Origin of the sequence: Pseudomonas sp. NMS19W, assembly GCF_051554255.1 — a bacterium.
Taxonomy (GTDB): Bacteria; Pseudomonadota; Gammaproteobacteria; order Pseudomonadales; family Pseudomonadaceae; genus Aquipseudomonas; species Aquipseudomonas kribbensis.
In genome coordinates this window covers 1,940,664-1,962,899 of record NZ_CP136718.1, presented here as the reverse complement: position 1 = coordinate 1,962,899, position 22,236 = coordinate 1,940,664, and the positions used below count along the sequence as shown (strand labels likewise).

Genomic DNA, 22,236 nt, shown 5'->3' with positions numbered 1-22,236 from the left:
GCATCCACATCAGGCGGTTGGTCAGGGCGCGATGGGCGTTGCCCGCGCCTTTCGGCATGCCGGTGGAACCGGAGGTGTAGATCACGTAGGCCAGGTTGCTGGCGTCGTATTCAACCTGCGGATTGTGCGTCGGCAACTCGGCGAAGTCCGCACCGGACGGTTCCAGGCACAGGGTCTGTACGCCGTCGGGAATCGGCAGGCTGGCCAGTAGGTGCGGCTGGGTCAGCAACTGGTCGATACCGCTGTCGGCGATCATGTAGCTCAGGCGATCACGCGGGTATTCCGGGTCCAGCGGCACGTAGGCGCCACCGGCCTTGAGGATCGCCAGCAGGCCGATGACCATTTCCAGGCTGCGCTCGACTGCAATGCCCACCAGCATATCCGGGCCGACCCCACGGGCGATCAAGCCATGGGCCAACTGGTTGGCGCGGGCATTGAGCTGCGCGTAGCTCAGGGTCTGACCGGCGAATACCAGCGCCGGCGCATCCGGAGTGCGCAGGGCCTGGGCTTCGATCAGCGTGTGCACACCCTGCTCCAGCGGATAGTCGATGCCGGTGGCGTTCCACTGCTCGACCATCAAACGGCGGTCGGCGGTATCGAGCAAATCCAGCGCGCCGAGCATGGCATCGCCCGACTGCACCATCTGCTGCAACAGGTTGTGCAGTTGCGCGCTCAATTGCTCGATCACCGAATCGGTGAAATGCCCGCGCTGGTAGCTGTAGTGCAGCGACAGCTCATCGCTGACGTTCACCGCCAGGGTCAGCGGGTAGTTGGTCTGCTCGTGGTTGTTGATCCCGCCGAAGCGCAGCTCCTGCGGAGCGCCCTGCTCCAGGGCCTGGGACACCGGGTAGTTCTCGAACACCAGAATGTTGTCGAACAGCGCTTCACCGCTCTGCCCGGCCCAGCGCTGGATGTCGAACAACGGCGTGTGTTCGTGTTCGCGCAGGCCGATGTTCTGCGCCTGCACGGTCTGCAACCACTGGCTGACGCTGGAGTCCGAACGCGGGCTGGCGATCACCGGCAAGGTGTTGATGAACAGGCCGATCTGCTGCTCGACGCCTTTTAGCTCGGTCGGACGACCGGCCACGGTGGCGCCGAACGCTACGCTGTCCTGCCCGGTCAGGCGCTGCAACAGCAGCAGCCATGCGGCCTGGATCAAGGTGTTGAGCGTAACTTTCTGCTGACGGGCGAACTCGCCCAGGCGTCGGGTCTGTTCGGCGTCGATGAACACGTAGCGCTCGCCATGACCGTCACGCGCCTCGTCGCTGCGCTGGGCCTGAATCGCCTGGGCCAGACGGGTCGGCTCTTGCAGGTTGGCCAGTTGCGCGGTCCAGTAGTGTTCGCTGACTTTGGCGTCCTGGCGTTGCAGCCATTCGATGTAGTCGCGATAACGCCCGGCCAGCGCCGGCAGGGTCTCCCCGGCATAACGCTGGAGGACTTCGCCGAGCAGCTGCGAGTTGCTCCAGCCGTCCATCAGGATGTGGTGGTTGGTGTAAATCAGGTGGCAACGCTGATCGTCCAGACGCACCACGACCATACGCAGCAGCGGGCCGTGGCTCAGGTCGAAACCTTGTGCCTGCTCGCTGGCCGCCAACTGATCCAATGCTGCCGGATCGGCACTGCGCTCACGCCAGTCGAGCACGCTGAACGGCATTTCCAGCTGTTTGTGCACCACTTGCACCGGACGCGCCACCTGGCCTTGCCAGACGAAACTGGTGCGCAAGATGTCGTGGTTGTCCACCGCCGCTTGCCAGGCTTGCCGGAAACGTTGCGCGTCGAGGCCTTCGACGTCCAGGCGAACCTGGTTGATGTAATCGCCGGTCGCCTGCTCGTACAGGCTGTGGAACAGCATGCCCTGCTGCATCGCCGACAGCGGATAGATATCGGCGATCTGCGGAGTCGGCAGCGGCAGGCTGTCGAGTTGTGCCTGGCTCAGGCCGGCCAGCGGGAAGTCCGACGGGGTCAGGCCTTCCACGCCCGGTGTCAGGCAGTGAGCGATCAGCGCGGCGAGTTCGTCGGCGTAGTCGCGGGCCAGTGCTTCAATGGTGGCGCTGTCGAAGCGTTCCTCGCTGAAGGTCCAGCCGACGCTCAATTCGCCGCCATACACCTGACCGTTGAGGGTCAGCCAGTTGCCCAGCGGCGCATCCGGGCTTTGCTCGAGGCCGGCATTGTCCGGAGCCGGTGCGAACAGCGCGCCGTCATCGGCTTCGAAGCTGCCGTCGAACTGACCGAGGTAGTTGAAGGTGATGCGCGGGATCGGCAACGCCTTCAGGCTGCTTTGCGCCTCGGCATCACCGAGGTGACGCAACGCGCCGAAACCGATGCCCTTGTTCGGGATCGAGCGCAGTTGTTCCTTGATCTGCTTGATCGAATCCCCCGCCCCTTCGGCCGGGGTCAGGCGCACCGGGAACAGGCTGGTGAACCAACCCACCGTTCGAGTCAGGTCGACGCCGTCGAACAGCTCTTCGCGTCCGTGACCTTCCAGTTGAATCAGTGTCGATGACTGCCCGCTCCAGCGCCCGATCACCCGGGCCAGTGCGGTCAGCAGCAGGTCGTTGACCTGGGTGCGATAGGCCGCCGGGGCTTCTTGCAGCAGTTGTCGGGTCAGCTCCGCGTCGAGGCGGGTCTGCACGGTTTGCGCCAGTCGGTTCTGTTGACCGGCGTCGACACGTTTGCACGGCAAGTCGGTGCTGACGTCGCTCAGGCAGGCCTGCCAGTACGCCAGTTCTTCCTGCAACGCCGGGCTGTTGGCGTAGCGCTGCAAGTGTTCGCTCCAGTCCTTGAAGGCACTGGTCTTGGCCGGCAGACTCAGGGCCTGACCGTTGCTGGCTTGCTGATACGCGGTTTGCAGGTCTTCCAGCAGAATCCGCCACGACACGCCGTCCACCGCCAGGTGATGGATCACCAGCAACAGGCGTTGACTGCCATCGGCCAGATTCGCCAGCACCGCCCGCAGCAACGGGCCGTTTTGCAGGTCGAGGCTGCGCTGGGCACGGTTGCCCAAGGCTTCAAGATCGGCGATGTCGGCAATGGTTTCCTGCCAGAGCAGGTCTTGCGGCAAGGCATCGACCGACAGGTGTCCGGCCTGCCAGACACTGCCGTGCTGACGGAAACTCAGGCGCAAGGCATCGTGATGGATGACCAGCGCACGCAACGCTTGCTCGACCGTTTCGGCCGCCAGCGGCTGACGTGGCTTGAGCAGCACCGATTGGTTCCAGTGGTGACGCTCGGGGATTTCGTCCTCGAAAAACTGCTGCTGGATCGGCAGCAGCAACGCCGGGCCGGTGACCGGCTGCTGATCGATGGTCGATTCGCTGTCGCCGGTCTGTGCGACCAGCGCCAGACGCTGCACGGTCTGGTGCTGGAACAGGTCTTTGGGGCTCAGGCGAATGCCGGCCTGACGGGCGCGGCTGACCACTTGAATCGAGATGATCGAATCGCCGCCCAGCTCGAAGAAGTTGTCGTTCAGACCGACCTGCGGCAGTTTCAGCACGTCCTGCCAGATCTCGGCCAGGCGCTGTTCCAGTTCGCTTTGCGGTGCTTGATAAGTCTGTTGCGCCTGACTCGCATCCGGGGACGGCAAGGCACTGCGGTTGAGTTTGCCGTTGGCGGTCAGCGGCAGTTGCTCGAGCAGCAACAGGTGCGCCGGAATCATGTGATCCGGCAGGTTTTCCTTGAGCGCGGCCCGCACGCTGTCACGCCACTGGCCCTGTTCAGCAGCGTCGGCATCAAGCAATGCAGCATCGCTCGGCACCAGGTACGCCACCAGTTGCTGACCGCTGAGGCCCGGCTGCGCCAGCACCACGGCCTGACGCACGGCGTTTTGTTCGAGCAGTTGCGCTTCGATCTCGCCGAGTTCGATGCGGAAGCCGCGAATCTTCACCTGATGGTCGATCCGGCCGATGTATTCGATCACGCCGTCGGCGCGATAGCGCGCCAGGTCACCGGTGCGGTACAGACGCCCGCCATCGGCGGCAAACGGATCGGGAATGAAGCGCAGCGTGGTCAGGTCCGGACGGTTCAGATACCCCCGGGCCAGACCGGCGCGACCGACGTACAGCTCACCGATGCAACCCTTGGCGACCGGGTTCAGGTCACCGTCGAGCAAGTACCAGGACAAGTCCGGAATCGGCTCGCCGATCGGGCTGCTGGCATCGCGTTGCAGGTCCGCCAGGGAGATAGGCCGATACGTCACGTGGACCGTGGTTTCGGTGATGCCATACATATTGATCAGTTGCGGAGCCTGATCGCCGAAGCGCTCGAACCATGGGCGCAAGCTCTTGACCTCCAGCGCCTCGCCGCCGAACACCACGTAGCGCAGGGACGGCTGCGCTGCCGCGTGTTCCGGGGCGCACGCCACTTGCATCAGTTGCTTGAACGCCGACGGCGTCTGGTTGAGCACGGTGATGCCTTCACGGCACAGCAAGCCGTAGAAATCGTCCGGCGAACGGCTGGTCTCGTAAGGCACAACGACCAGTTTGCCGCCGTACAGCAGCGCACCAAAGATCTCCCAGACCGAGAAGTCGAACGCGTAGGAATGGAACAGGCTCCAGACATCCTGCGGGCCGAAATCGAACCAGGCATCGGTGGCCTTGAACAGGCGCAGCACGTTGTGATGGGCGAGCAAGGTGCCTTTCGGCTGGCCGGTGGAACCGGAGGTGTAGATCACGTAAGCCAGGTTGTCCGGGCTCATGGACACCTGCGGGTTGCTGTCGCTGTAGCCTTCGAGACCGTCGCGCTCCTGATCGAGCATCAGGCTGCGCACCGAATCCGGCACCGGCAGACGGCCAAGCAGATGACTCTGGGTCAGCAGCAGGCCGATGCCGCTGTCGCCGATCATGTAGGCCAGACGATCTTCCGGATACGTCGGGTCCAGCGGTACATAGCCGCCGCCGGCCTTGAGAATCGCCAGCAGCCCGACGAGCATTTCCAGGCTGCGCTCCACTGCCAGACCGACACGCACGTCCGGCCCGACACCGCTGGCAATCAGCTTGTGGGCCAATTGGTTGGCACGGCTGTTGAGCTCGCCATAGCTCAAGGTCTGTTCGCCGTAAGTCACGGCAACCGCTTGCGGCGCACGCGCGGCCTGCGCTTCGATCAGTTGATGCAGGCACGCCTCGCTCGGGAAATCGGCCACGGCCGGGTTCCATTGCAACAACGTGGCATCACGTTCGGCCGCGTCATGCAACGGCAACTCGGCGATGCGCTGAGCGCAATCGGCGACGATGCCGTGCAGCAGATTCGTCCAGTGCTGCGCCAGACGCTCCATGGTCACCGCGTCGAACAGGTCGGTGGCGTAGGTCAGTTCGGCCCAGACGTTATCCGCTGATTCGAAGGTGTCGAGGGTCAGGTCGAACTGTGCGGTGTGCGACACCCAGCTCAGGCCTTCGATCTCGATCTTCGACAGACGCGTCGCGCCTTCGGCCTGACGGGCCTGGCTCTGGTGGTTGTGCAGCACCTGGAACAGCGGGCTGTGGCTCAGGCTGCGTTCCGGCTGCAGTGCGTCGACCAGTTGCTCGAACGGCAGGTCCTGATGGGCCTGGGCGCCGAGCACGGTGTTCTTCACTTGTTGCAGCAGGCTGCGGAAGCTCTGCTGGCTGTCGAACTCAGCCTTCAGCACTTGAGTGTTGACGAAGAAGCCGATCAGGCCTTCGGTCTCGACCCGGTTGCGGTTGGCCACCGGCACGCCGACACGAATGTCGGCCTGGCCGCTGTAGCGATGCAGCAGGGTCTGGAACGACGCCAGCAGCAGCGCAAACAGGGTGACGTTTTCCCGCTGTGCGACCTGCTTGAGGCCGGCGGCCAGTTCGGCGCTCAGCGGGATGTCCTGACGCGCGCCCCGGTAGCTTTGCTCCGGTGGACGCGGACGGTCGGTGGGCAGCTCCAGCAACGGATGGTCGCCATCGCCCAGTTGCGCAGTCCAGTAACTCAGTTGACGCTCGCGCTCACCAGCGTCCATCCACTGGCGCTGCCACACCGCATAGTCGGCGTACTGCACCGGCAATGCCGGCAACTGCACGGTCTTGCCTTCGCTGTGCGCGGCATACAACGCCACCAGTTCGTTGACCATGATGCCCATCGACCAGCCGTCGGAGACGATGTGGTGCAGGGTGATGATCAGTACGTGGTCATCGGCGGCCAGGCGCAGCAGCTTGACCCGCAGCAGCGGGCCTTTCTGCAAGTCGAACAGGTGCAGGGTTTCGGCAGCGACCAGGGCTTGCAGCGCGGATTCGTCCAGTTCGCTGTCGATGCTTTCGACGGCGATGTTCAGCGCTGTTTGAGCCTGGATCACTTGCAGAGTCTGGCCCTGCTCCTCGACAAAGCAGGTGCGCAGGGATTCGTGGCGGGCGATCAGCGCATCGAAGCTGCGCTGCAACGCCGGCAGGTCCAGTTCGCCACGCAGGCGCAAAGCGGCCGGCACGTGGTAAGCGGTGCTGGTCGGCTCCAGTTGCCAGAGGAACCACTGACGTTCCTGAGCGTAGGACAGCGTCAGCGGTTGCAGACGCGGCAGCGCAACAATCGGTGGCTCCTGCTGCGCCTGCTCAACGCCGAGGGCGGCGACGAAATCCACCAGCGTGCTGTGTTCGAACAACGTGCGCAGCGGCACCTGCACGTTGAGCGCCTGACGCACTCGCGAAACGACCTGGGTCACCAGCAACGAATGGCCGCCGAGTTCAAAGAAATTGTCGCCAAGGCCCACCTGCTCCAGTTTCAGCACCGCTTGCCAGATCTCGGCGACGGTGTGCTGGGCGGCGGTCTGCGGCGCGATGTAGGTCGATTGCAACTGGCTGGCGTCGGGGGCCGGCAAGGCCTTGCGGTCGACCTTGCCGTTGGGGGTCAACGGCAGTTGCGCGAGGAACAGCAAATGCGCCGGCACCATGTACTCCGGCAATTCAGCCTTGAGGCTGGCCTTGAGTGCAGCGCGCAACGCGGCTTCACCGTCAGCGTCCAGCGCCTCGCCGGACGCCGGCACCACATAGCCCACCAGTTGCGGGCCGGTCGGGCCGTCCTGGGCAACGACCACGGTTTCGCGCACGCTGTCGAGCGCCAGCAGGCGTGCTTCGATTTCGCCCAGCTCGATGCGGAAACCACGGATTTTCACCTGATGGTCAATCCGCCCGATGTATTCGATCACGCCTTCGGCGCGGTAACGGGTCAGGTCCCCGGTGCGATACAGACGCTCGCCGGTGGTCGAGAACGGGTCCGGCACAAAGCGTTCGGCGGTCAGCGCAGGACGCTGGAAATAACCCCGCGCCAGGCCATCGCCACCGATCAGCAGCTCGCCCGGTGCGCCGAGCGGGTTGAGTTCCAGATCACTGCCGAGGATGTACAGCGCCGTGTTGTCGATCGGTTTGCCGAGAAACGGACGGCTGTTGTCCACGCTCAGCGGATGCAGCGCTGACCAGATCGTGGTTTCGGTCGGGCCGTAGAGGTTCCAGACCTTCGACGAGCGCGCCAGCATGCGTTGCGCCAGTTCCTGGGGCAGCGCTTCACCGCCACACAGGAAGGTGCGGCCATCGAGAATCGCGGCGTGTTCGTTATCCAGCAGCATGCGCCAGGTCGAAGGCGTGGCTTGCAGCATGGTCACGCCGTGACGGTCGATCAGTTCGAGCACCGCTTGCGGATCCTGATGCACGTCCTTGCCGGTCAGCACCACGGCGGCGCCGGCCAGCAGCGGGCCGTAGATTTCCAGGCCGAAGATGTCGAACGAGAACGTGGTCAGCGACAGCATGCGATCCGCCGCAGCGATGCCCGGTTGCGCGACCATGCTCGCGACGAAGTTGCTCAGGGCTGCGTGGCGGACCATCACGCCTTTAGGCTTGCCGGTGGAACCCGAGGTGTAAATCGTGTAGGCCAGATGCTCGCCGTTCACTGCCACTTCAGGCGCAGTGGTCGGGTACGACGCCAGCCAGTCCTGCGGCTGATCCAGCAACACCGTGGCGAGACCGGCCGGGATCGGCAACAGCGTCTGCAGGTGCGCCTGGGTCAGCAGCAACTCGATGCCGCTGTCCTCGATCATGTAGGCCAGACGATCTTCCGGGTACGCCGGGTCCAGCGGCACGTAGGCGCCGCCGGCCTTGAGGATCGCCAGCAGGCCGACGATCATTTCCACACTGCGCTCGACGGCGATGCCGACCAGTCGATCCGGGCCGACACCCTGCTCGATCAGCTTGTGCGCGAGCTGGTTGGCGCGAGCGTTCAACTCACCATAAGTCAGCTGGTCTTCGCCGATGATCAGCGCGGTGGCGTCAGGCGTCTGCGCGGCTTGCAAGGCGATGCGTTGCTGCACGCACGGCGTCGGTGCGGCGTGATCGACCACGCGTTTCCAGTCCTGCAACAGCACTTGATGTTCGGTGGTTTCCAGCAGCGGCAGTTCGCCGACACGCTGGTTCGGCGCGGCGACGATGCCGTGCAGCAGGTTCAGCCAGTGGCGCGCCAGGCGCTCGATGGTTTCCGGCTTGAACAGGTCGGTGGCGTAAGTCAGTTCCGCCGCCACGCCTTCGCTGGATTCGTAAGTGCCGAGGGTCAGGTCGAACTGGGCGGTGCGGCCCTCCCAGACAATGTCCTCGACGCTCAGTTGCGGCAGTTGCACCTGGCTCTGACGCTGGGTCTGGTCGTTGACCGCCTGGTGGTTGTACATCACCTGGAATACCGGGCTGTGGCTCAGGCTGCGCTCCGGTTGCAGGGCTTCGATCAGTTGCTCGAACGGCAGGTCCTGATGGGCCTGGGCGGCCATCGCCGATTGCTTGACCTGGGCCAGCAATTGATTGAACCGCAGTTGCCCGTGAACGTCCGCGCTCAGCACCTGAGTGTTGACGAAGAAGCCGATCAGGCCTTCGGTTTCCACCCGGTTGCGGTTGGCGGTCGGCACGCCGACGCGGATCTGCGACTGACCGCTGTAGCGGTGCAGCAACGCCTGGAACGACGCCAGCAACACCATGAACAGACTCGCGCCTTCGCGCTGGGACAGTTGCTTGAGGGCATCGCCCAGCGCCGTCGGCAGATTCAGGTCCAGCCGCGCACCACGGAAGCTTTGCACCGCCGGGCGCGGATGATCGATCGGCAACTCCAGCACCGGCTGTTCGCCGCCGAGGGTGTCGATCCAGTATTTCAGCTGCCGCTCACGCTCGCCGGCCTCCAGCCAGTGGCGCTGCCAGATCGCGTAGTCGGCGTACTGCACGTCCAGCGGCGGCAGGCTCAGGGACTGGCCGCCGGTGTCGGCGGCGTAATGCTGGATCAGCTCGCCGACCAGCACTTGCATCGACCAGCCATCGGAGATGATGTGGTGCTGGATCAGCGCCAGCACATGATCGTCTTCGCCGACCTTGAGCAACGACACCCGCAGCAACGGGCCTTGTTGCAGGTTGAACGGACGCGCGGTTTCGTTCTCGACAAAAGCCTTGATCGCAGCGTCGGCGTCCTGGCCGGGCGCCAGCGTCTCGACCGTGATGCTCAGCGGCATCTGCTCGTGAACCTTCTGGCAGAAGCTTTCACCCTGCTCGACGAACGTGGTGCGCAGGCTTTCGTGGCGGGCGACCACCGCGTTGAAACTGCGCTCCAGCGCCGCAACATCCAGCCGCCCCTTCAAGCGTAGGGCGCTGGGAATGTGATACGCGGTGCTGTGCGGGTCCATCTGCCACAGGAACAACTGGCGTTCCTGGGCGTAGGACAGCGGGATCGCCTTGAAGCTTGAGCGAGTTTCCGGAATCGGCAGGTTGGCCGGCGAGACACCCTCTTCGAGCATCTTTTCCAGGTAGAGCTTACGTTTGTCCAGCGGCAGAGTGATAAAGCGCTTGGCAATCCTCAAAGCAACACTCGTGTCCATCAGAACTCCTCCATATCGTCAAGCAGGGCTTCCAGCTTGTTCAGTTTCTGTTCGTTGATTGCCCCGCCTCCTGTATTGAGGTGAGCGACAAAGTCGCTCAGGACGGGGTGCTGGAATAACAGTTGCGGTGTCAGCGTCAGCCCCAGTTCCAGGGCGATGCGCGACACGACATTGACCGCCAGCAGCGAGTGCCCGCCGAGTTCGAAGAAGTGATCGTTCAGACCGATGCGTTCCACGGTGAGCACTTGCTGCCAGATTGCCGCGACCTGTTGCTCAAGCTCCGATTGCGGCGCGACATACGCGGCCTGCATCTGGCTGGCATCCACCGCCGGCAGCGCCTTGCGGTCGAGCTTGCCGTTGGGGGTCAGGGGCAACTGCTCAAGGAACAGCAGGTGCGCGGGAATCATGTAGTCAGGTAACGAAGACTTGAGGCCAGTCTTTAGTCCGTCGCGCAGTTGTCGCTGCGCTTCACCGTCGTACACGTCCAGTTGCTGCGCGACCACGTAGGCCACCAGTTGTGCGCCTCCCTCGGCGTCGACAGCCAGCACGGCCGCCTCGCTGATGCCCGGCTGGGCCAGCAGCCGCGCCTCGATTTCGCCCAGTTCGATACGGAAACCACGGATTTTCACCTGATGGTCGATCCGCCCCATGTACTCCAGCTCGCCGTCTTCGCGCTGACGAATCAGGTCGCCGGTACGGTAAAGACGCTCGCCGTTGCGTGCGAACGGGTTGGGCACGAACTTCTCGGCGGTCATCGCCGCTTTGCCCAGATACCCACGCGTGACACCGGCACCGGACAGGTACAGCTCGGCCGACACGCCGTGCGGCACCGTTTGCAGATCGGCATCGAGCAAGTGGCTGGCGGAGTGATCCAGTGCACGGCCGATCCGCGCCTGACCACCGGCGCTGCGGCGGGTCCAGGTCGAATAAGTGGTGTCTTCCGACGGGCCGTACAGGTCGTAGACATGCTCGATGTTCGGCTGCTGATAGAGCGCGTCCACCAGCCCTTGCTTGAGCGGCTCGCCCGCCAGGTTGATGATCCGCACGCCCGACGGAATCTGCCCGGCGCGCTGCAACGCATTGATCGCCGACGGCACGGTGTTGATCAGGCGCACCTGATCCCGGGCCGGCAGTTGCGGCAGTTCCAGCGCGTTGCGGGCGATGATCAGCGACCCGCCGTTGGCCAGAGTCACAAACAGCTCCCACACCGACAGGTCGAAACACACCGAGGTCGAGGCCAGCACGCCTTGAATGTCGTCCTGGCTGTAGACCTTCGCCGACCAGTCGATCAGCGCCATGACGTTGCGATGGGCAATCGCCACGCCTTTCGGCTTGCCGGTGGAGCCGGAGGTGTAGATCACGTAGGCGAGGTTGTCCGGGGTCACTGCGGTTTGCGATGCCTGAGCCGGATAGCCATCCAACGCGATTTGATCCAGCAACAACACTTGAGCCTCGGACGGCACGGTCAGCGTGACAGCCAGTTCCTGTTCAGTCAGAAGCACTCGCGCGCGGCTGTCTTCGAGCATGTAGGCGACGCGGTCGGCCGGGTAATCCGGATCAAGCGGCACGTAGGCGCCGCCGGCCTTGAGCACCGCCAACAGCGCAATCAGCAACTGCTCGGAACGCGGCAACGCCACGCCCACCCGGACTTCCGGGCCGACGCCGAGCTCGATCAATTTGTGCGCCAGACGATTGGCCCGAGCGTCCAGTTCGGCGTAAGTGAGTTTCGTCTCGGCGAAGGTTACGGCCAGTGCATCCGGGGTCGCGGCGACCTGACGGGCGATGCGCTGGTGGATGCACAGGTCAGTGACGAAATCGGTGGAAACCGGCGCCGTCTCGATCAGGCGCAATTCGCTGAGCGCACGCTCGCCCGCCTCGGTCATCTGCTCAAGCAAACGCTGCAAGTGCGCGCCCAGTTGCGCCACGCTGACGTCGGCAAAACGGTCGCGCTGGTAGCTGAAGTGCACCGACAGCTCGGTGCCCAGATGCACCAGCAGGGTCAACGGATAGTTGGTCTGCTCGTGGTTCTCCACCGGACCGAATCGCAAGCCCTGTGGCGCGCCTTGCTCCAGCGCTTCGGCAATCGGGTAGTTCTCGAACACCATCAGGCTGTCGAACAGCGCATCACCGCCCTGCCCGGCCCAGCGCTGGATCTGCGCCAGCGGCGTGTGTTCGAACTCGCGCAGTGCCAGGTTCTGCGCCTGCACGCCTTGCAACCAACTGGCCAGGCTCTGCTGCGCTTGTGGCGCGGCGATCACCGGCAAGGTGTTGATGAACAGACCGACCTGCTGCTCTGCCCCCGGCAGATCCGCCGGGCGCCCGGCGACGGTGGCGCCGAACGCCACGCAATCCTTGCCGGTGTAGCGCTGCAACAGCAGCAGCCATGCGGCTTGCACCAGGGTGTTGACGGTGACTTTCGAGGCCCGGGCAAACTCGCCCAGACGCTGAGTCAGACCGGCATCGAGCACCTGGAAATGATCGCCATAACCGACGCTCGGCAGACCGGCATTCGGCCGCGCGATGGCATCGGCCAGACGCGTCGGCTCTTGCAGATTTCCCAGTGCCGCCAGCCACCAGGCTTCGGCGGTCGCGGCGTCCTGACGCTGCAGCCAGGCGATGTAATCGCGGTAACGCCCAATCGGACGCGGTACCGCTTCGCCGCTGTAATGCTGCAGCACTTCGCCGAGCAACTGCGCGCTGCTCCAGCCGTCCATCAGGATGTGATGGTTGGTGTAGATCAGGTGATGACGGTTTTCAGCGATGCGTACCAGCACCAGCCGCAGCAACGGTGCACGGGTCAGGTCGAGGCCTTGGGCACGTTCTTCGTCGGCGAGCTTTTTCAGTGCTGCATCGAGGTCAGTCTGACCATTCCAGTCGAGTACGCGGAACGGCACTTCGAGCTGACGCTGCACCACTTGCACCGGCTGCTCCAGATCGCCCTGCCAGACGAAACCGGTGCGCAGGATGTCATGGACATCCACCACCGCTTGCCACGCGGCGCGGAAACGCTGCGGATCGACGCCATCGACGTCCAGACGCATCTGGTTGATGTAGTCGCCGTTGCCGTGCTCGAGCAAGGTGTGGAACAGCATGCCCTGCTGCATCGGCGACAGCGGGTAGATGTCGTCGATGGTCTGAGGCTGCGGCACTAGCACGTCGAGCTGGGCCTGGGTCAGGGTCGCCAGCGGGAAGTCCGACGGGGTCACGCCACGGTTGGCGCTGTCGCAGCAATGGGCGATCAGTGCGGTCAGTTCTTGCAAGTAATCGTCAGCCAGACGCTGGATGGTCGCCGGTTCGAACATCTCGCGACTGAAAGTCCAGCTCAGGTCCAGTTCACCGTTGAACACCTTGCCGTCGAGGGCCAGCGGACTGCCCAGCGGGCCTTGCATATTCACTTCTTCGCCGCCGGATTCGCTGGTTGGCACAAACAACGCTGCATCATCGGCATCGAAACTGCTGTCGAACTGGCCCAGATAGTTGAAGGTCAGGCGCGGCTTCGGTAGCGCTTGCAGAACGGTCCGGGCATGGTCGTCGCCCAGGTGCGCCAGGGCACCGAAACCGATGCCTTTGTTCGGGATCGCCCGCAGTTGTTCCTTGATCTGTTTCAGCGAGGCGCCGAGGTCAGCGGTCGGGGTCAGTTTTGCCGGGAACAGGCTGGTGAACCAGCCCACGGTGCGGGTCAGGTCGACGTGATCGAACAGATCTTCACGACCGTGCCCTTCCAGTTGCACCAGCACATTGTCTTCGCCGGTCCAGCGCACCATCACCCGCGCCAGCGCGGTCAGCAACAGGTCATTGACCTGGGTGCGATAGGCCGCCGGGGCTTCTTGCAACAGTTGGCGGGTCAGGGTCTTGTCCAGCGGCGTGCGGATCGCCATGGCCTGGCAATGTTGCTGGCCGCCCTGCGGGTTATCGCACGGCAATGCGTTCGACGCGCCTTGCAGCTGTTGCTGCCAGAAGCCCAGCTCGGCTTGCAGCGGAGCACTGGTGGCGTAGTCCTGCAACGCTTGGGTCCAGGCTTTCACGGCGCTGGTCTTGGCCGGCAGTTGCACGGCCGCGCCCGACTGGATCTGCCGGTAAGCGCTTTGCAGGTCTTCGAACAGAATCCGCCACGACACACCATCCACCACCAGGTGATGGATCACCAGCAACAGACGCTGGCTGCCATCGGCCAGGTTCGCCAGCACCGCACGGATCAGCGAACCGCCGCTCAGTTGCAGGCTGCGCTGGGCCTTGTTGCCAAGCACTTCAAGCGCCGCCAGATCAGCGACCTCGACTTGCCACAGCACGGTTTCGCCGGCCTGGGTTTCGACGTCGCGGTACTGCGCCGTCCAGCCCTGCGTTTGCTCGGCAAAGTCCAGGCGCAGGCTGTCGTGATGCACGACCAGCGCATCCAGCGCCTGCTCAAGCACAACCGCGTCCAACGGCTGAGCCGTCTTGAGCATCACCGACTGGTTCCAGTGATGACGGTCGGGAATCGGCTGGGCGAAGAACCATTGATGAATCGGCAGCAGCGCGGTTTCGCCGGTCACCGGTCGCTGATCGATCTGCTGCACCGGCTCGCCGGTCTGCACCACGTTGGCCAGGGCCTGAATGGTCTGATGCCGGAACAGGTCTTTTGGGGTGAAGCGCAGGCCGGCCTGACGGGCGCGGCTGACCACCTGGATCGAGATGATCGAATCACCGCCCAGCTCGAAGAAGTTGTCGGTCAGCCCCACGCGTTCCAGCTTCAGCACGTCCTGCCAGATCGTTGCCAGTTGCTGCTCCAGCGCGCTTTGCGGCGCCACGTAGGCTTGCTGCAATTGGCTGACATCAGGCTTGGGCAGGTTCTTGCGGTCTAGCTTGCCGTTCGGCGTCAGCGGCATGCGCTCGAGGGTCAGCACGTAGGACGGGACCATGTGCGCCGGCAAGGTGGCCTTAAGTTGCGCCCGCAGTTGCTCGGCGAAATCCACCTGTTGCGAGTCACCGACCACGTACGCCACCAGCCGTTTGCTGCCGGCGCTTTCCTGGGCCACGACCACCGCTTCACGCACGCCGTCGAGGGCCTGAAGGCTGGCTTCGATTTCGCCCAGTTCGATGCGGAAACCACGGATCTTCACCTGGTTGTCGATGCGCTCCAGGTAATCAAAAGTGCCGTCGGCACGCTGGCGCACCAGGTCGCCGGTGCGGTACAGCACGCCCCCAGTCGTGCTGAACGGGTCCGCGACAAAGCGCTCGGCGGTCATCGCCGGACGATTCAGGTAACCACGGGCTACGCCGCTGCCACCGAGGTACAGCTCGCCGGCCATGCCTTGCGGCAACAGGTTCAGATCGGCATCGAGCACGTAGGCGCTGCGGTCGCCGATGCGGCTGCCGATCGGCGCATACGCGGCGCCGCACGGCACTTCGCGACCGGCCTTCCAGATCAGCGGCGTGACCACGGTTTCGGTCGGGCCGTAGCCGTTGATGATGTACTCCGGGTTCAGCGCACGCTTGACCCGTTCGAAGCTCGCATTCGGCACCGCATCGCCACCGAAGCAGTAGATGCGCACCGGCGGCGGATTGCCCACACGTTCGGCGTGTTCGGCCAGTTGTTGCAGGTACACCGGCGGGAACGCGACCACGGTCACGCCGTGCTCGATCATCGCGTTGTAGGTCTGCTCCGGTGTCCACAGGCTGTCGTCGCGGATCAGCAGCGAGCCGCCGTGGGTCAGGCTGGTCAGCCAGCGCTCATGGGCACCGTCGAAGGCGAACGACATGAAGTGGAATTCGCAATCGCTGTCGCGCATTTCATAGCGCTCACCGATGGCCAGGCAGTGCATCGCCAGCGGCCCGTGGGTGACGCCGACGCCTTTCGGATTGCCGGTGGAACCGGAGGTGTAGATCACGTAGGCCAGATTGTCCGGATCCAGCGTCACCACCGGCGCCTGCGCCGAATGGCCACTGAGGTCGAGGCGATCCAGTTCCAGCACGCTCATGGCGTCGTTGATAGGCAGTTGTGCCGACACACGGGAATCGGTCAGCAGCAGCGCCAGACCGGAATCCTGCATCAGGTACGCCAGACGCTCGCGCGGGTAGCTGGTATCGAGCGGCACATAGGCGCCGCCGGCCTTGAGCACCGCCAGCAGGGCAACGATCAGCCCTTCGCCGCGCGGCATCGCCACGCCGACCCGCACTTCGGCGCGCACGCCGCGGGCCACCAGTTCATGGGCCAGACGGTTGGCCCGGGCATCCAGTTCGCCGTAGCTGTAATGCTTGCCATCGAAAATGACCGCCGTGCGATCCGGTTGCTGCGCCGCCAGTCGGGCGTAACGCTGGTGCGCGGCGATATCGGTCGGATACGCCTGCGGATGGTTTTGCGCCTGTTGCCGCGCATGTTCGTCGGCCGTGGCCAGGGCGATTTCACCAAGACGACGTTCGGCGGATTCGGCGAACTGCTCCAGCAAGTGCAGCAACTGCGCGCTCAGGCGCTCGACCGTGGCGACGCTGAAATGCGCCTGGTCGAAGCTCATGTGCAGCGCCAGGGTTTCGCCCAGCGTCACGCCGAGGGTCAGCGGATAGTGGGTCTGATCCTGGTTGGCGACTTCACCGAACACCACGCCCTGAGCGGTGCCGTGTTGCAGCGCCTCGGAGATCGGGAAGTTCTCGAACACCAGCAGCGTGTCGAACAGCGACTCGCCGCCCTGCCCGGCCCAGCGCTGAATGCTCGCCAGCGGCGTGTGTTCGAACTCGCGCAGCGACAGGTTCTGCGCCTGCACCGCCGCCAGCCACGCGGCCACGGTCTGGTCCGGACGACTGCCGGCGATCACCGGCAAGGTGTTGATGAACAGACCGACCTGCTGCTCGATCCCCACCAGTTCCGCCGGACGCCCGGCCACGGTGGTGCCGAACGCCACGCAGGCGCTGCCGGTGTAGCGCTGCAACAGTAACAGCCACGCGGCTTGCACCAGCGTGTTGACGGTGACTTTCTGCTCACGGGCAAACGCGTTCAAGCGACGGGTGCGCGAAGCATCGAGGTCGTAATGTTTGAGCAGGTGACCGATTTCGCTGCGCACCTCGCCACCGCCGGCAGCGGCTTGCGCCAGCACCGTCGGCTCGTGGAAGTCCGCCAGTTGTTGCAGCCAGAACGCTTCGCTGACCGCCGCGTCCTGACGTTGCAGCCACTGGATGTAATCCGAGTAACGGCTGACCGGTCGCGGTGGTTGCTGGCCGGCATAACGCTGCAGGACTTCGCCGAGCATCTGCGCGCTGCTCCAGCCGTCCATCAGGATGTGGTGGTTGGTGAAGATCAGGTGATGACGCTGGTCGCTGATGCGGATCAGGGTCACGCGCAACAGCCCGGCCCGGGTCAGGTCGAACCCTTCGGCCAGATCGGCGGCAGTGAAATCCTTGAGGGCCTGGGCGATGTCGCTGCGTTCACGCCAGTCGAGCAGCGTGTACGGCAGCGCCAGTTGGCGATGGATGATTTGCAGTTGTTCCTGCAATTCGCCCTGCCAGATGAACCCGCTGCGCAGGATGTCATGGGCGTCCATGGTCGCTTGCCACGCCGCGCGGAAACGCTCGGGATCGAGGCCGTCGACATCGACGCACAACTGGTTGATGTAAGTGCCGGTGCCCTGTTCGTACAAGGTGTGGAACAGCATGCCCTGCTGCATCGGCGACAGCGGATAGATGTCTTCGATGCCGGCGGCCGGCACGGGGATCGCGTCCAGTTGCGCCTGATCGATGTGCGCCAGCGGGAAGTCCGACGGCGTCACGCCCATCGAATCCGCGTCGCAACAATGGCTGATCAACGCTTGCAGTTCACGTTCGTAATCTTCGGCCAGACGAGCGATGGTCGCCTCGTTGAATTGCTCGCGGCTGAAGGTCCAACGCAAGTCGAGTTCGCCGTCGTAGACCTGGCCTTCGACGCCCAGCCAGTTGTCCAGCGGCGCATCGAGACTTTGCTCCAGGCCGGCGCTTTCGCCGGCCGGGCTGAACAGCGCACCGTCCTCGGCATCGAAGCTGCCGTCGAACTGGCCGAGGTAGTTGAAGGTGATGCGCGGCATTGCCAGCGCCTTGAGACTGGCCTGGGTGGACGCGTCGCCGAGATGGCGCAGCACACCGAAACCGATGCCTTTGTTCGGAATGGCGCGCAACTGCTCCTTGATCTGTTTGATTGCCGCCGCGACGGAATCCGCCGGGGTCAGGCGCACCGGGAACAGGCTGGTGAACCAGCCGACGGTGCGGGTCAGGTCGACGTCGTCGAACAGGTCTTCGCGACCGTGGCCTTCCAGCTGAATCAAGGTGTCGGCGTGGCCGGTCCAGCGGCTGATGACTCGGGCCAGTGCGGTCAGTAGCAGGTCGTTGACCTGTGTGCGGTAAGCGGCCGGGGCCTGTTGCAGCAACTGCCGGGTGAAGGTTTTGTCGAGGCGGCTGTGCAGCACCAGTGCGTGACGGCTTTGCAGACTCCCCTGCGGATTGTCGCAGGGCAGATCCAGTGCCGCGCCGTCGAGTTGTTGCTTCCAGAATCCGAGTTCAGCCTGCAGCGCTTCGGTCGTGGCCCAGGCTTGCAGATGTTCGCCCCAGACCTTGTAGGCGCTGGTTTTCGCCGGCAGTTTGATCGCAGTTTTTTGTGCGGCCTGTTGATAAGCCAGTTGCAGGTCTTCCAGCAGAATCCGCCACGAAACACCGTCGACCACCAGGTGATGCACTGCCAGCAGCAGACGCTGACTGCCATCGGCGACGGTCGCCAGCACCGCGCGCAGCAGTGGGCCGTTTTGCAGGTTCAGGCTTTGCTGGGCCTTGGCGTAAAGCGCTTGCAGTTCGCTGTCGGCCAGCGTGTCGGCGGTCCACAACAGTTCCGGATCGTGCGCAATTGGCGCGACTTCGGCACGCCAGCCTTCGGCGCTTTCGACAAAGCGCGAACGCAGGCCGTCGTGATGCGCGAACAACGCGTTCAGCGCTTGCAGCAATGCTTCGGCGTTCAGGGTTTGATGACTGCGCAGCAGCACCGCCTGGTTCCAATGGTGACGCTGGGGAATCGGGTCTTCGAAGAACACTTGCTGGATCGGCAACAACGGCAGTTCGCCGGTCACCGGTCCCTGATCAATGCTCACGCCGCCGCTGCCCTGCTGCGCCACGCTGGCCAGGCCTTGCACGGTCTGGTGCTGGAACAGATCGCGGGGGCTGAAATGAATCCCGGCCTGACGCGAGCGGCTCACCACTTGAATCGAGATGATCGAGTCGCCGCCCAGCTCGAAGAAGTTGTCGGTGAGGCCGACCTGTTCAAGCTTGAGCACGTCCTGCCAGATGCCGGCAATCTTCTGCTCCAGTTCGCTGCGTGGCGCGACGAACGCCTGCTGCATCTGGCTGGCGTCCGGCGCCGGCAGGGCCTTGCGGTCCAGTTTGCCGTTGGGGCTCAGGGGCAGTTCGGCGAGGAACAGCATCTGCGTCGGCACCATGTAGTCCGGCAGGCTGTCCTTGAGCTGCGCCTTGATCGCTTCCCGCGCCGCGCCTTGTTCATCGACGTTCGCCGCGACCACCGATGCCTGCTTCGGCACCACGTAGGCCACCAGTTGCAGGCTGCTGCCGCCCTGCACCGCCAGCACCACGGCCTCGCTGACATCGTTCAGTTCCAGCAGGCGCGCTTCGACTTCACCCAGCTCGATACGGAAACCACGGATCTTCACTTGATGGTCAACGCGGCCGACGTATTCGATCTGGCCGAGGGCGTTGTAACGCGCCAGGTCGCCGGTGCGATACAGGCGCGCCCCAGTGCTGGAAAACGGATCGGGAATGAAGCGTTCTGCAGTCAGATCGGCGCGCTGGAAATAACCACGTGCGAGTAGCTCGCCACCGATCAGCAGCTCACCGACCACACCGACCGGGGTCGGCTGACCATCGGCGTCCAGCAGATAGGTGTGACGGCCCGGCAACGGTTGACCGATCGGCAGGGTCAGCGGCAGCGGCTGGCGACCGAACACGTAGTCGCTGCAATCGAGGGTGGTCGCAGTGACGGTGGCTTCGGTCGGGCCGTAGGTGTTGAGCAGTTTGACGTGCTCGAGCCCGGCCTGACGCCAGGCCTGCACGCCTTCCGGCGGCATCGCTTCACCGCCGCTGTGCACCTGACGCAGCGCCGCGTAATCACGCGGGCCGGCGACGGCGAATTCCTTGGCAATCATGTTCCAGTAAGCGGTGGTCAGGTCCATGACCGTGATGCCGTGTTCAACAATGTTCCGGTACAGGGTTTCGCTGTCCCACACTTCGTTGCCGCGCAGCACCACCGAGGCGCCGCAGGTCAGCGGCCCGAACAGTTGCTCGCCGAACGCATCGAAGTTGAAGGTCGCGAATTGCAGCGCGCAATCGGCGGCGCTCAGGTCGTAGTAATACTGCGAGGCGAAGGCGTGCTTGCTCAGGGCACCGTGGCTGATGCCGACGCCTTTCGGGCGACCGGTAGAGCCGGAGGTGAACATCACGTAGGCGAGGTTGTCGGCCCACACAATGCGTTGCGGATTGCTTTCATCGGTCTGGGCCCAGATTTCGGCCTGATCCAGACACAGGCTCCGGACGTCCTGCGGCACCGGCAAACGCTCGAGCAAATGGCTTTGGGTCAGCAGCAAGCGGCTGCCGCTGTCTTCGATCATGCATAGCAGGCGATCACGCGGGTATTGCGGATCCAGCGGCACATAAGCGCCACCGGCCTTGAGCACGGCGAGAATCGCGACGATCAGTTCCAGACCGCGATCCACCGCCACGCCCACCAGCACGTCCGGGCCGACGCCCTGTGCCAGCAGCGTGCGCGCCAGGCGATTGGCCCTGGCGTTGAGCTGGGCGTAGGTCAGTCGCTGGCCTTCAAAAATCAGCGCAACGGCATGAGGCGTAAGTTCGGCCTGTGCCTCAAACAGCTGATGCACCGGGCGCTCGCTCGGCCATTGGGTGTCGTGGCGACCCCACTTCTGAGTCAGTTGTTCCAGCTCGGCCGTTTCCAGCAACACGATGTCACCGACGCGCTGCTGCGGATCGCTGACGATGCTGCGCAGCAGGTGCGTCCAGTGACGCGCCATGCGCTCGATGGTTGCGGGTTCGAACAGATCCGTGGCGTAGGTGAACGCCGCGTGCAGTTGCCCGCCCTTCTCGTAGGTGTCCAGGCTCAGGTCGAACTGGGTGCTGCGGCTTTCCCACTCGATGACGCCCAGTTCTAGACCGCTGCCGACCTTGAGCGTGGTGACATCGGCGACTTCCGGCTGGTGGTTGTACATCACCTGGAACAGCGGGTTGTAACTCAGGCTGCGCTCCAGTTTCAGCGCCTCGACCAGACGCTCGAACGGCAAGTCTTGATGGGCCTGGGCGCCGAGGGCGGTTTCCTTGAGGTCACGCAGCAGATCGGCGATGGAGGTCTGGCCGTCCAGTTCGACGCGCAGCACCTGGGTGTTGACGAAGAAGCCGATCAGCCCTTCGATCTCCCGTCGGTTGCGGTTGGCGATCGGCACGCCGACGCGCAGGTCGGTCTGGCCGGTGTAACGGTGCAGCAGAATATTGAAGGTGCCGAGCAACAGCATGAACAGCGTCACGCCGTGCTGACGGGCGATACCGCGCAATTGCTCGACCAGCGCGGCGTCCACCACACTGTCCAGACGCTGGCCCTGATTGCTCGGCAGCACCGGACGCGGGTGATCCACCGGCAACTCCAGCACCGGATGCTCGTCACCCATCTGCGCCAGCCAGTAATCGAGTTGACGCTGTTGCTCGCCCGCCTCCAGCCAGCGGCGCTGCCACAGGGCGTAGTCGCTGTATTGCACCGCCAACGCCGGCAGTTCGGCGGCAATGCCTTGATCGTGGGCGTCATAGAAGCGGCAGAACTCGTCGATCAACACATTCATCGACCAGCCATCGGAAACGATGTGGTGCAGGGTCAGCAGCAACACATGTTCCTGCTCGGCCAGTTGCAACAGGCGCACCCGCAGCAGCGGGCCGTTGGCCAGGTCGAACGGCAGCAGCGATTGCTCCTGCGCGGCGGCGGCCACACGGGTTTCACGTTCGGCGGCGGGCAAATCGCTGAGGTCGATGCGCTGGATGTCCAGCGGTTGTCGCAGCGGCACTTGCAGCAGGCTGTCGTCAGGCTGCTGCTGGAACACCGTGCGCAGGGTTTCGTGGCGTTCGATCAGGCTGGCGAAGGCTTGCTCCAGCGCTGACTGGTTCAGGCGACCGGTCAGGCGTACCGCCGCCGGCAGGTTGTAGGCGCCGCTTTGCGGGTCCAGATGCCATAGAAACCACATGCGTTGCTGGGCATAAGACAGCGCCTGCCGGTCCTCGGCCTCGACGCCAGCGGGAATCGGGAACCGGGAAAAATCCACCCCTTCTTTCGCCAGGGCCGCCAGGAACATCTGGCGCTTTTCCAGGGGCAACCCGATAAACCGGCGAGCGAGTTTCAGGGAGTCTTCTGCATTCAT

Annotated in this window: 2 protein-coding genes (1 of these 2 cut by a window edge); both read right to left on the bottom strand. The window is 64.1% G+C overall.

Annotated elements, in window-relative coordinates:
• A protein-coding gene (locus R1A29_RS08875) for a non-ribosomal peptide synthase/polyketide synthase (protein ID WP_438301188.1) crosses the window boundary here: on the bottom strand, positions 1 to 9,826 show its 5' portion. It extends 5,234 nt beyond the left edge of the window; the window shows 9,826 of its 15,060 coding nt (coding positions 1–9,826); it begins with the start codon at positions 9,824 to 9,826; its stop codon lies beyond the left edge, outside the window.
• A complete protein-coding gene (locus R1A29_RS08870; protein ID WP_438301187.1) occupies positions 9,826 to 22,236 on the bottom strand; it encodes a non-ribosomal peptide synthase/polyketide synthase in 12,411 nt (4,136 codons plus the stop codon). The genes R1A29_RS08875 and R1A29_RS08870 overlap by 1 nt, the downstream gene beginning before the upstream one ends.

Coding starts and splice junctions, on each gene's coding strand:
- R1A29_RS08870 (WP_438301187.1), bottom strand. CDS start 22,236: ATGAATGCAGAAGACTCCCTGAAACTCGCTCGCCGGTTTATCGGGTTG.